The sequence below is a fragment of the Haloimpatiens lingqiaonensis genome (assembly GCF_901447495.1).
Lineage (GTDB): Bacteria > Bacillota > Clostridia > Clostridiales > Clostridiaceae > Haloimpatiens > Haloimpatiens lingqiaonensis.
The window spans coordinates 19,325-31,667 of the sequence record NZ_CABDWS010000038.1 but is presented as its reverse complement, the minus strand read 5'-3'; the positions used below and the strand labels follow the sequence as shown (position 1 = coordinate 31,667).

Here is a 12,343-nt window from a genome sequence, read left to right as displayed (position 1 = left end):
AGAGAATATAGTTCAATATACTATATTCTCTATAGCTTTTTTATTAGTTATATTTATATACGCTTGTCCTTTAAAAAGAATTTTTCATTAATTATTTTAAAATATAGTTAAATTATTGACAATTATATCGTAATATCGTAATATATTAATATAGTAATATTAAATAATTTTTATTGTTTTACAAAAACTATAATATAGAACTAAATTATCAACAGAGCTCTTAGCTTCAAATGGAGTTTTAACTCCAACTGAAGGTTAGAGATCGTTATCCAGGGACGTAGCTGCCGTTATCTCCCACTTTGTTAGAAGTGGGAGATAACGGCAGGTAGTCATCGGATAAACATTATAGTTACTCTTACTTTAATATAAAATTAATTGTTTAATTTTAAATTTATAAAAGGAGAAAATTTATGAGTATGCCAAAAGAAACTGAAAAAATATTAAATGAAAATGCAGAATTTCTAAAAGCTTTAGCTCATCCCGTAAGATTATGTATAGTCAGAAATTTATCAAAAAAGGGTTGTGCTAATGTAACCTGTATGCAGGATTGTCTTAAATTACCACAATCTACTGTATCTCAACACCTTAACAAATTAAAATCTGCAGGCATAATCCAAGGTGAACGCAATGGTTTAGAAATAAAATACAAAGTTTGTAGTAAAAAAGCCCTAGATTTAATTAAAGTTCTTTTCCCTGAAGATGTTTAAAAATAACAGCTATTAAAAATTTAATTTTATGGAGGTATTCATATGAGTAAAAAAGTTTTAATTGTAGGTGGAGTAGCTGGCGGAGCTTCTACTGCTGCAAGACTTAGACGACTAGATGAAACTGCAGAAATAATAATGTTTGAAAAGGGAGAACACATATCTTTTGCTAACTGTGGGTTACCTTATTATATAGGAGAAGTTATAAAAGATAGAAGCAACCTTTTAGTTCAAACTCCTGAGGCTATGCACAATAGATTTAATATAGATGTGAGAATAAATAGTGAAGTTTCCAATATAAATTTTGAAAACAAAACTGTAAAGGTTAATAGCAAAGATAAAGGAGAATACCAAGAATCCTTCGATTATCTAGTATTAGCTCCTGGCGCTAAACCAATGAAACCACCTATACCTGGAATAGATAGCAGTAAAATATTCACTTTAAGAAATGTAAATGATACAGATAAAATAAAGTCTTTTGTAGATAATTCTGGATGCACAAATGCAGTGGTTATAGGTGGCGGATATATAGGTGTTGAAATGGCGGAAAATTTAAGACATAGAAATATAAATGTAACTTTAGTAGAAGCTGCACCTCATATATTGGCACCTTTTGACTCTGATATGGTAACCATAGCTGAAAAAGAATTAGAAGATAACGGGGTAAATTTAATACTTGGCGATGGAGTAAAAGCCTTTAATGAAAATGTAACTAGTATAACTGTAGTTTTAAATAGTGGTACTGAAATAGAGGCAGATATAGTAATATCAGCCATCGGGGTTACTCCTGACACTGCCTTCTTAAAAGATACTCCAATGGAAATGGGTCCTAAAGGTCATATTATAGTAAATGAAAATCTTCAAACTAATATAGAAAATGTATATGCCCTTGGGGATGCTGTAGAAGTTGTAGATTTTATAAATGGAAGTAAAACAGCTATTCCTCTAGCGGGACCTGCAAATAAACAAGGAAGAATCGTAGCTGATAATATATCTGGTATTAAAAGCTCCTACAAAGGTACTCAAGGTACTTCAATTATAAAAGTATTTGATCTAACTTGTGCTGGCACAGGAAATAACGAAAGAATATTAAATTCCAAAAATATAAAATATAAGGTTATATATGCTCTACCTCAATCTCATGCCTCCTATTATCCTGGAGCTAGTCCTATAACTATTAAATTAATATTCAATGATGAGGGAAAAGTATTAGGTGCTCAAGCTATAGGATATGAAGGTGTTGATAAAAGAATTGATGATATTGCCTCTCTTATAAGATTAAATGGAACAATAGAGGATTTAACTCAATTAGAATTAGCCTATGCACCACCTTATTCTTCTGCAAAAGACCCTGTTAATATAGCTGCATATATAGCGGAAAACGTGCTAACTGGAAAATCAGAAGTAGTTCTTCCAAGGGATATAGATAACTTTAACAAAGAAACTACCCTGATACTGGATGTAAGGAACTCTATAGAAAGAGAAAATGGATATATTAAAGACTCCATGCACATTCCTGTAGATGAACTTAGAAATAGGCTAGAAGAACTACCTAAAGATAAAGAAATTTGGGTTTTCTGCCAAATTGGCTTAAGAGGATATATTGCCGAAAGAATGTTAAAAGCAAATGGATTTAAAGCTAAAAATATAACTGGAGGATATAAAGTTTACTCTTTAGGTAAATTTAAGCCTTCTAAAATAAATAAAGAAGAAAAAAGCCTTTCTAAAGAAGAAACCTCTTCTGATATTGTAACAAATGTAGATGCTTGCGGTCTTTGTTGCCCAGGACCTTTGATGAAGGTTAAGGAATCTATCGATGCCATAAGAGAAGGTTCTACATTAAAGGTAACTGCTTCAGATCCTGGTTTTTATGAGGACATAAAAGCTTGGTGTAAAAGAACAGATAATAATCTTTTAAATCTTGAAAAATCAAAAGGAATAATAACTGCTACAATTAAGAAAAATGGAGAAAAAATATCTTTAAATAATTCTGAGGCTGCTGCAGATAAATGTGAAAAAGTATCCCCAAAAGATAATAAAACCATGGTTGTTTTCAGCGGTGATTTAGATAAAGCTATAGCTTCATTTATAATAGCTAATGGTGCTGCTTCCATGGGTAAAAAAGTCACTATGTTCTTCACCTTCTGGGGAATAAACATTCTAAGGAAAGATGAAAAGGTAACTGTTAATAAAAACTTTATTGAAAAAATGTTTGGGAAAATGATGCCTAGAGGAAGTAAAAGACTAAAACTTTCTAATATGAATATGGCAGGCATGGGGCCTAAAATGATAAGAAACATAATGAAAAAGCACAATGTTTCTTCCCTAGAAGAGCTTATAAAGTCAGCTATAAAAAATGGTGTAGAAATAGTTGCATGTCAAATGTCCATGGAGCTTTTAGGATTAAGAAAAGAAGAACTTATAGACGGTGTTAAAATAGGTGGTGTTGGCTATTATTTAGGAGAAGCTGAAGACTCTAATGTAAACCTGTTTATATAAAGTTTAAAAGAATTGTGTAGATAAAACTCAGTTTAATAGTAAAAAGAAGCCACTGGTTAAAATCTCCAGTGGCTTTTATATGAAAATGCTAAAGTATCTTAATCACATGTTTGTTTCCCGTTCGTATACAGTTTAACAAATATGTTGCCAAATTACAATACATTATTATAAACTTTTTATTTTTTTAGCAATTATTTTATCTCCAAAGCTAACTAAAAACACTCCTAAAATTATCACTATACATCCAATAACCTGCCATTTTGTAACAGCTTCTTTTAATAAAATACTTGCAGATACTAAACTGACAATAGGTTGTAAATTAATATAGGTAGTTATTATTGTAGCCCCTAAATTTTTAAGACAATATATGTATAAAATACTTCCTATACAAGAACATATTAATGATAAAAATATTATATTTAATATTACTGTAGGTGACGGTATTGTAATTTTAGAAAAAAACAAGGAAGGACTTAAAAATAAACAGCCCCAAAAGGCTTGATAAGTAGATATAGTGGCACTACTATAATTTCCTTTAAATTTAGTAGAAAACACGTTATATATAACCCAAGATATAACTGCTCCCAATACCATAATATCTCCTAAGCTGCCTTTAGAAAATAAACTCACCCTATCTTTAGACGCCACCACAATTATAATACCAAACAAACTTAAAATTACTCCTAAAACCTTTGGAATTGTCATTTTCTCTTTGTAAATTATTCCTTGTACCATAAGTGTAAATACAGGTATAGTTGATATAAGTATCGCTACATTAGATGCAGATGTAAAATAAACAGAATAATTCTCAAAGAAGAAATAAAGAGTTATTCCAAACAAACCTCCCATAGCTAATCTAAACCTGTCCTCTTTCAAAACTTTTTCATGAGAATATTTAGTTTTATATACTATAGCTAAAAATATAAATGCAATAAGGAATCTATAAAAAGCAGATAAAGTAGGCTCTATCTCCCCTACTATTACTTTTATACTTAGGTAAGAAAGACCCCATATTATCATAAGTACAATAGCTAAAGCATGCGCCAAAACTTTCTTATTCATTTTTCTCCCCCCCCATAGTATCATTATGTTTCAATATAATCCATAATATTAAATTTGTATTTAACTCAAACTTTACACATAATTTTCAAACTATATATAATTCAATTTTAAATTATAATTCTATACCTGTGAAAGTTAAATACTCAATATATACTATTATAAATGGAAATTACAATATATACAATGTACTAAAATTATATATATGTATACATTATCTTTTAATATTTTTGAATTTCCAGTAAATCATCAATCCTATCATTCATATATTTATATGAATCGTAAACCCCTTGATTATAAAACTCCGTCGATAATTCCTTTATAAAAAAATCTAAAATTAACCCTGCTGCTAAATCTCCCAGCTCCTCATCTCTTTCATTAAAGAAATATTCTTTAATTGAAGAAATCATTTTCTCTCTTTTCTCTTTACTTACATTAATTTTATTAGTCATACTTTACCATCCCCTTCTTATATATTGCGTTTCTCACTACATAAGCTCTTCTTCTATTGCTTCTATGATTTTTTCATTAATTTTCATATTATTTATATACCCCATAAATTCCTTCTGAATATCTTCTAAATCTCTACCGTAAAATTCATTAAAAGCTTTAAAAGCATCTTCTTCTAAATTCTTATATAGTTTTTTAAATATTTCTATTCCATAAGTGTCTATTAAATATTGAATAAATGCCCCTGCTAATGGATATGTTAATTCACAGGAATATTCAAAAAAATTATCATCATCCATCATATGGCAAATATCAGGCAATTTATTATTATCTAAATAGTACTTTACCCAAGCTTCATTCCATATACCCCACCACATTTTATCAAAATACATTGCTAATCCTTCTCTGATAAAAGCTTGCTTTGGTCTTGCTATAGTATATGATATTATGTGTGCATCCTCATGATACCCTATACACTTAATATCTTCATTATAAACAGCATAAATTTCATTAGGCATTCTAGCAAAACCATTACAAGGATCATTGTCCCCATATAATTCCCCAACTTCTTCTCTTGAATCGCATAAAAAATACTTTATTTTCTTATCCAATTTTGTACCCAAAACTTTAGTAATATATTTATTGCAGTTTTCTTGAGTATTTATTATATTCTCTATCTCCTTCTGGGCAACAGATCCTTTACGATAATGAAAAATATAATTTTCTGTTTCACTTATAATCCAATTCTTCTTCATACTATCCCCTCCATATTATTAAGCATATAATTAGACATTAAAGTTTGTTATTATTCCCCTACTAAGTTACTTTACCTACAAACTTTATATAATATTAATTTACTTAAATTAGTGACAATAAAATAAAAATACCTTGAAATAACAAAATTTTGCTACTTCAAGGCATGGAATTTTCATTAAATACAATTTTATTATCATGGCATATCACCAATACTTTATATAATGTTATTTTTTATCAGTTAATTTAATGCCATTTGGAGTAGCGTATATATAATTTTTGTAATTTAAAATACCATATGTATTAAACATTCATGCCACTCCTTTCCAAAATTATATAATTAAGTATAGCATCCTTTTTAAATGAATTCAATAAAAATAATGTATTTAGAATTAAGATTCATACCTAATATGCATTCCATAAAGACAATAACCCTAGTATTAAAATGTGAAACGTTGTATAATATGATAGAATAAATTGAAATAATTTGAATTTTAAATTTATATCTCAAATTTCAACTTATTCTATACTACTTATGGAAGGAGCTTCAAAAATGATAGATCAAGAAAAAATCAAAACTGCAATTAATATGATAATTGAAGCTATAGGTGAAGATCCTAATAGAGAAGGACTTATAGAAACACCTGATAGAATAGCTAGAATGTACAATGAAATATTCTCTGGTATTAATGAAACACCAGAAAAACATTTAAGCAAAGTATTTAAAGTAAAAAATGATGATATTGTTATAGAAAAAGATATTCAATTTTACTCCATGTGTGAACATCACTTTCTCCCTTTCTTTGGCAAAGCCCATATAGCCTATATTCCAGACGGCAAAGTAGTTGGTCTTAGCAAGCTTGCTAGAACAGTAGAAGTTTTCGCCAAAAGACCTCAGCTCCAAGAAAGATTAACATCCCAAATAGCAGATTCTTTAATGGAATATTTAAATTGTAAGGGTTCTATGGTAGTAATAGAAGCTGAACATTTATGCATGAGCATGAGAGGTGTTAAAAAGTGGGGTTCTAAAACAACTACTCTAGTTACCAGAGGAGTCTTTAAGGATGACCCTTCTCTTCAACAACAAGTTTTAAATATGATTAGTATGTAGAGGATATTTACCTTATGGATAGAATAAACAAAATTATAAATCATAAAAAATATATAGACTATTTGTACAAGATTAATAAATTAGAAATAAATAGAGAGTTATGTCATCATGATATGCAGCATTTTATAGATGTCTCTCGTATTATGTATATAATTAACTTAGAAAACAACTTTTCTTTTGACAAAGAAGTAATTTATGCCTGTGGGCTACTTCATGACATAGGAAGATGGCAGCAATATGAATCTAATATACCACATGAAATTGCATCTGCAGATTTATCACAAGAAATTTTAAAAGATTGCTATTTTAATGAAAAAGAGATGGAAGAAATTTTAAAAGCTATTAAAAATCACAGAAATAAAGAAAATGAACAAAATTCTTTAAGCGAACTTCTTTATAAAAGTGATAAATTGTCTAGAGCTTGCTTCAAGTGTTCTGCTAGAAAACAATGTAATTGGTCTGATGAAAAGAAAAATTTAAATATAAAATATTAAATTTAATTTGTATAATTATAAAAATTTATTAAGCTGATATTAAAAAACAGCTTAATTATTGGGGGTTAGAATAAAAAATGAAAATAGGAACTAAAAATTTTGAATTAGGAAAACAAACTTATATAATGGGTATATTAAATATAACTCCTGATTCTTTCTCTGATGGCGGCAATTTTAATAATGTGGAAAAAGCTATTAAGCATGCTAAAGAAATGATAACGGATGGCGCTCACATTATAGACATAGGCGGAGAGTCCACAAGACCAAATCATACTCCTGTAACCGAAGAACAAGAAATTCATAGAGTAATTCCCATAATCGAGGCATTATCAAAGGAAATCGATGTACCTATATCTATAGATACATATAAAAGCAAAGTAGCAGAACTTGCTATTAAAGCAGGTGCTTCCCTTATAAATGATGTTTGGGGATTTAAAAAAGATAAAGACATGGCTAAAGTAGCTGCTAAATACAATGTAGCTTGCTGCTTAATGCACAATAGAGATAACAAGAACTATAATAATTTTATGGAAGATGTTTTAAAAGATTTAAAAGAAAGTATAGATATAGCTTTAAATGCTGGTGTAAAAAAAGAAAATATAATGCTGGACCCTGGATTTGGTTTTGCTAAAACTCCAGAACACAACCTACAGATCATGAATGAACTTGAAAAACTACAAACTCTTGGCTATCCTATACTTTTAGGAACCTCAAGAAAATCCACTATAGGATTAGTATTAGATTTACCTGTAAATGAAAGAGTTGAAGGAACCATTGCAACTACAGTTATAGGTATAATGAAAGGCTGTAGTTTTATAAGAGTTCATGATGTTAAAGAAAACCTAAGAGCAGCTATTATGACAGATGCAATTCTTAAATGCAACAAATAATATTCTTTAATAAATGCAGTAAATAATATTTTTAAAAGTGGTGATAATATGGATAAAATTTATATTGAGGATTTAGAAATATTCGCTAATCATGGAGTATATCAAGAAGAAAAAAATCTGGGTCAAAAATTCTTAGTTTCAGCTGAAATATCTCTAAATTTACAAGAAGCTGGCTTAAGTGATGATTTGAACCAAACTATAAATTATGGACTTCTATGTAATGAAATTGAGGATATATTAAAAAAGAATACCTTTGATTTAATAGAAAAAGCTGCGGAAGAAGTAGCAAGTTATATTCTTTTAAAATACTCAACTATTCATAGAATTAAATTAAAAATTAAAAAGCCCTGGGCTCCTATAGGAAAATCTATTAAATATGCTGCAGTAGAAGTGGATAGGTGTAAACATACAGCCTATATTGCCCTAGGTTCAAATATAGGAGATAAAAATAAAAATTTAAATGATGCTATAAATATGATAAATAATTCTCCTTTTACAAAGGTAATTAAAACTTCAAAATTTTATACTACAAAGCCTTTTGGATATTTAGATCAAGATGATTTTTTAAACTGTGCTATTTCCATAGAAACTCTTCTTACACCAGAAAAACTTATGAAAGTCCTCTTAAATATTGAAAAAGAACTAAAAAGAGAACGTATAATAAAATGGGGTCCTAGAACTATCGATTTAGACATCTTATTATATGACCACTTAATTTCATCAAGGGAAGAAATCATAATTCCTCATCCTTTAATGCAAGAAAGGATGTTTGTATTAGAGCCTTTAAACGAAATAGCACCTTATGCACTTCATCCGTTACTTAACAAAAGAATTTTTGAACTTAAAAAGTCTTTAGAAAATACAGAGAACCTATAATATAAAAAGTAAGTGGACTTATATTAACTATACTCCACTTGCTTTCTCTTTTTAATAAATTCCAAATACCTGTTATATTTTTGAAAAGCCTTATTAAGAAAATACCTTGTTAACAGTGAAAATTAAAACATTCATCTGTATCTACGTTAAATATTATTTATTCATAACTTTTTATACTATATATCTATATCAATAACATGATTTTGCCTATGCTTTCCTATAAAGAATACTGAAAGAGCTCCTGGTCCTCCAAAGGTACCAACTACTGGTCCTATGTGGTTTATAATAACGTCTTTAACATTAACCTCTTTTAAAATAAGTTCCCTTAGCCTTTCAGCTTCAGATTGAGCATCACCATGACAAATAGTTATAATCTGCTCTTCTGGGTTTTCCAGCTTATTGTGTACAAACTCTGCTAATTTGCCTATGGCATTTTTTCTTCCCTTTACTTTTATAACTGGAATAACCCTACCTTCATTATTTAATGTAAGCACAGGTTTAATATGAAGTACAGTGCCAAATAATGCTGCTGCTGAGGAAATTCTGCCACCTCTTTTTAAATGATTTAAGTCATTAACAGTTATATACGTATTCAAATACATTTTAGTATCTTCTAAATAGTTAACAATCTCCTCAAAGCTAGATCCTTTTTCCTTCATTTCCAGTGCTTTTATAATCATAAGTCCTTGTCCTAATGAGGCTGTTAATACGTCTATAATAGCAATTTTAGCCTCCTTATATTCATCTTCTAACATTTCCTTAGCTATATTAGAACTATTGTGAGTACCGCTAAGTCCTGAAGATACTCCAACATATATAATGTCTTTTCCTTCCTTTAATATTGGCTCAAAAACTTTATAAAATGCATCTGGGTTCGCCTGTGAAGTTTGTGGAATTTCACCATTTTTCATGCCCTCATAAAAGTCCCTATAATTTAAGCTTACACCAAAATCATCTAAATACTCTTTTCCCTTAAATCTATAGGTAAGCGGCACATATGGTATATTATTATTCTTTATATAATCTTCTGGCAAATCACAACAAGAATCAGTAACAATAACAAACTCTCTCATATAAATTCCTCCCTAGCCTTTCTAATATTTATATTGTTCCACGCAAATTATTTTGTATTTCCCACTTATTCTTTTGTTTGGTTATAGATTAATTATTTATCTATAACATTTTTATGTTTAAAATACTTTTATTGGGTTTTAAAATTGTTGTTTATATTTACTATATCACTTTTTAAAACATTTAAAAATTATTTGTCGAAATATTTTAAAATAAATTTATCTAAAACAAAATAAAACACCGCCATTATATAATGACAGTGTCCCATCTAGTTCTTTCATTTCGTTTCTTTTAGAATTTTCCCTTGTAAAATATTCATATTAATTCGACTAAAATATTTATTTAATAACGGCTTTCCATTTTCCAAATCAAACCTATGACACATACCATTATCATGAAGTCCCAGTTTGAAATCAAATTTTTCTACAAGTTCATTTAACTCTTTCATATTATCTTTTATATGGATATTAAATAAGCCTATTATAATATTTAACTATATGCAAAATCTTAAATCTTAGTAGAAAAACTTCTTAAGTATCTCCCTTCTCCATCTCTGTACTCTGGTAACTCTACAAATCCTTTTTTAACTAAATATTCATTGGTAAATCCAAAGACTTGATGCCATAATTCAATGGCTATTTCCTTTATACTGACTTTATGTTTTATTGGGGTTAAGCCTTTTGCATCCTCTTCAAACCTCTCAAATGTTTCTTTAACTAAGCCACATATTTTTTTAAGAATAATATCTGATACATCATTGATAACTTTTCTATCCTCACTTTCAAATATAGGAACATTACAGGATATTGAACTGTTTTCCTCATTAACAATCAAATAACCAAGTTCACTGAGGAAATTAACCAAATTTATTTCTATATGAGATAATTCACTATAATTTATTTCGCCTTTAAAACTTTTCCAGACTAACTCACCGCATTTCTCTGCAATTTCTTTATTGTTATCATCAATAATTCTTATATAAGCTAGATTCAAATCTTTAAAGGGTGTGGCACTTTCAAGTATCTTTTGTACTCTTCTAAAAAATCTAAACATATCCTTTCTTGTACCTTCTGAATCTCCAAAACTATTAAAAACAAAACTTTTACTTCTATAATTATTACTACTACATAATATACTGTTACTATGTTCCTCTGTAGCCATAGAATCTTCATAACCAACAATAATATAATCCCTATTTCCAGGTTGCATTTTAGATGCGCGAAAAATATCTTTTTCTGTAAAAAATTCAAAGGCAGTTCCATCAAAGATATCATCGCAAATTATGTGATATAGTAATCTTTCTTTACTAAAATTATTATAACTTGTTAATTTAGATATTTTTTCATAAATTAGCCCACTACTTTCAATAATTTTATTTCCAATAACTTCACCTATATTCATAAAATACTTATCTAATAAAGGCATGTCCTTTTCTAAAAATACTGGAAAATTTATTTTATACTTATCATCTTTTATATCTATAGCATTTATTTTATCTAGACTCCCAATTATTTCATTAAATTCATCGCTATTAATTTTTAATTCTTTAATTATTTCACTCTTAGATATTGAAAAAGGCTCATTGTACGCGATTAAATACAAAATTTCAGCAGCGAAATTTCTATTACATACATATGCGGGATTGTATTCATCATATATTCCTGGATCTCCAAAAAAATATAAATTTATTTTCTTATTCATTTATTTTTCCTCCAATTTTAAAACACCTATTATAATTTATGTTCTTTATAGTGTAAGGCATTTAAACCCTCTTATAAAATATCCGCTTTTATACCATTCTAAGCATTCTAAATCTACCTGCCAATTTTTTGCTGTAAGCTCTTTTACTATCTGTTCAGGGAACAACTTATTTTTCATTCTTTTATTATCAGAAATGTACCATCCCATTTGTTTAATTCCTTTTGATACAATTTTATTTATATCATTAAAGTACTTTTCTGTATCACGGATAAACATGAAAACATCTCTGCTTACTATATAATCTACTTGTCCTTCTTTAAAATATTCGCCTAGTCCACTAATATCCATATGTAAAAACGTTATTTTATCTCCACCATTTAATTCATCTATATATTTCTTACATCCCATATCATTGTCAATAGCATATATTTTTGTAACCTTTTCATTATTAAGTAAAAGCTTACTTAATAATCCCCCACCACATCCTAAATCTATAACTGTTCCTTTAACATCTTCAAAATATGAAAAGATTTTTTTATTATAAAATTTTTCAGCTTTATTTTTATCTACCTCTATTGTTTTACCACAATTCTTACACTGAATCTTTATGCTAAAATCCACTTCATCCCAAGGATGAAACTTATTTTGCAATATATAGCACTCACTGCCGCAGCTACAATAGTCTCCCCAAATTACATAATCATGTTCCGTAAACAATTATTTTTACCTCCACTT

Annotated in this window: 12 protein-coding genes; 6 read left to right on the top strand and 6 right to left on the bottom strand. The window is 28.6% G+C overall.

Translation table 11 applies throughout. The features are described 5' to 3' along the window. Positions 1-410 precede the first annotated feature (410 nt). Positions 411-707, top strand: coding sequence for an ArsR/SmtB family transcription factor (locus FGK85_RS09000; RefSeq protein WP_243122844.1), 297 nt, complete (start codon positions 411-413; stop codon positions 705-707). Between the two features lie 42 nt (positions 708-749). Beyond that, positions 750-3,203, top strand: coding sequence for a DsrE/DsrF/DrsH-like family protein (locus FGK85_RS08995; RefSeq protein ID WP_138205802.1), 2,454 nt, complete (start codon positions 750-752; stop codon positions 3,201-3,203). A 165-nt stretch (positions 3,204-3,368) separates the two neighbouring features. On the opposite strand, the gene FGK85_RS08990 is transcribed toward FGK85_RS08995, so the two are convergent. The 3 genes from FGK85_RS08990 to FGK85_RS08980 all read right to left on the bottom strand — a co-directional run bounded on the left by FGK85_RS08990 (position 3,369) and on the right by FGK85_RS08980 (position 5,467). Continuing rightward, positions 3,369-4,265: a DMT family transporter gene (locus FGK85_RS08990; RefSeq protein ID WP_171011376.1), complete on the bottom strand. Its 897-nt coding sequence runs from the start codon at positions 4,263-4,265 to the stop codon at positions 3,369-3,371. A gap of 218 nt (positions 4,266-4,483) precedes the next feature. Then, the gene (locus FGK85_RS08985; RefSeq protein WP_138205798.1) at positions 4,484-4,714 is read right to left on the bottom strand and encodes a DUF2164 domain-containing protein; all 231 of its coding nucleotides are present in this window, start codon (positions 4,712-4,714) and stop codon (positions 4,484-4,486) included. 36 nt (positions 4,715-4,750) lie between these two features. Further along, positions 4,751-5,467, bottom strand: coding sequence for a gluzincin family metallopeptidase (locus tag FGK85_RS08980; protein ID WP_138205796.1), 717 nt, complete (start codon positions 5,465-5,467; stop codon positions 4,751-4,753). Positions 5,468-6,021: 554 nt separating this feature from the next. Here FGK85_RS08980 and folE point away from each other — a divergent pair. From folE to folK, 4 genes are all read left to right on the top strand, one after another. Continuing rightward, on the top strand, positions 6,022-6,576 hold the full coding sequence (folE, locus tag FGK85_RS08975; RefSeq protein WP_171011378.1) for a GTP cyclohydrolase I FolE: 555 nt from the start codon (positions 6,022-6,024) through the stop codon (positions 6,574-6,576). A gap of 14 nt (positions 6,577-6,590) precedes the next feature. Next, positions 6,591-7,070, top strand: a complete 480-nt coding sequence (locus FGK85_RS08970; protein ID WP_138205792.1) for an HD domain-containing protein — start codon at positions 6,591-6,593, stop codon at positions 7,068-7,070. Between the two features lie 77 nt (positions 7,071-7,147). Beyond that, the gene (gene folP, locus FGK85_RS08965; protein ID WP_138205790.1) at positions 7,148-7,960 is read left to right on the top strand and encodes a dihydropteroate synthase; all 813 of its coding nucleotides are present in this window, start codon (positions 7,148-7,150) and stop codon (positions 7,958-7,960) included. A gap of 48 nt (positions 7,961-8,008) precedes the next feature. Then, a complete protein-coding gene (folK, locus tag FGK85_RS08960; protein ID WP_138205788.1) occupies positions 8,009-8,836 on the top strand; it encodes a 2-amino-4-hydroxy-6-hydroxymethyldihydropteridine diphosphokinase in 828 nt (275 codons plus the stop codon). Between the two features lie 176 nt (positions 8,837-9,012). Here the strand turns inward: folK and FGK85_RS08955 are convergent, their stop codons facing one another. The 3 genes from FGK85_RS08955 to FGK85_RS08945 form a co-directional block, all read right to left on the bottom strand. Next, positions 9,013-9,909 carry a DegV family protein gene (locus FGK85_RS08955; protein ID WP_138205786.1) on the bottom strand — a complete coding sequence of 299 codons (897 nt, stop codon included), beginning with the start codon at positions 9,907-9,909 and terminating at the stop codon, positions 9,013-9,015. 505 nt (positions 9,910-10,414) lie between these two features. Continuing rightward, positions 10,415-11,608: a hypothetical protein gene (locus FGK85_RS08950; protein WP_138205784.1), complete on the bottom strand. Its 1,194-nt coding sequence runs from the start codon at positions 11,606-11,608 to the stop codon at positions 10,415-10,417. 45 nt (positions 11,609-11,653) lie between these two features. Continuing rightward, positions 11,654-12,325, bottom strand: a complete 672-nt coding sequence (locus tag FGK85_RS08945) for a methyltransferase domain-containing protein (RefSeq protein ID WP_138205782.1) — start codon at positions 12,323-12,325, stop codon at positions 11,654-11,656. Between the last annotated feature and the right edge of the window lie 18 nt (positions 12,326-12,343).

Coding starts and splice junctions, on each gene's coding strand:
- FGK85_RS09000 (WP_243122844.1), top strand. CDS start 411: ATGAGTATGCCAAAAGAAACTGAAAAAATATTAAATGAAAATGCAGAA.
- FGK85_RS08995 (WP_138205802.1), top strand. CDS start 750: ATGAGTAAAAAAGTTTTAATTGTAGGTGGAGTAGCTGGCGGAGCTTCT.
- FGK85_RS08990 (WP_171011376.1), bottom strand. CDS start 4,265: ATGAATAAGAAAGTTTTGGCGCATGCTTTAGCTATTGTACTTATGATA.
- FGK85_RS08985 (WP_138205798.1), bottom strand. CDS start 4,714: ATGACTAATAAAATTAATGTAAGTAAAGAGAAAAGAGAGAAAATGATT.
- FGK85_RS08980 (WP_138205796.1), bottom strand. CDS start 5,467: ATGAAGAAGAATTGGATTATAAGTGAAACAGAAAATTATATTTTTCAT.
- FGK85_RS08970 (WP_138205792.1), top strand. CDS start 6,591: ATGGATAGAATAAACAAAATTATAAATCATAAAAAATATATAGACTAT.
- folP (WP_138205790.1), top strand. CDS start 7,148: ATGAAAATAGGAACTAAAAATTTTGAATTAGGAAAACAAACTTATATA.
- folK (WP_138205788.1), top strand. CDS start 8,009: ATGGATAAAATTTATATTGAGGATTTAGAAATATTCGCTAATCATGGA.
- FGK85_RS08955 (WP_138205786.1), bottom strand. CDS start 9,909: ATGAGAGAGTTTGTTATTGTTACTGATTCTTGTTGTGATTTGCCAGAA.
- FGK85_RS08950 (WP_138205784.1), bottom strand. CDS start 11,608: ATGAATAAGAAAATAAATTTATATTTTTTTGGAGATCCAGGAATATAT.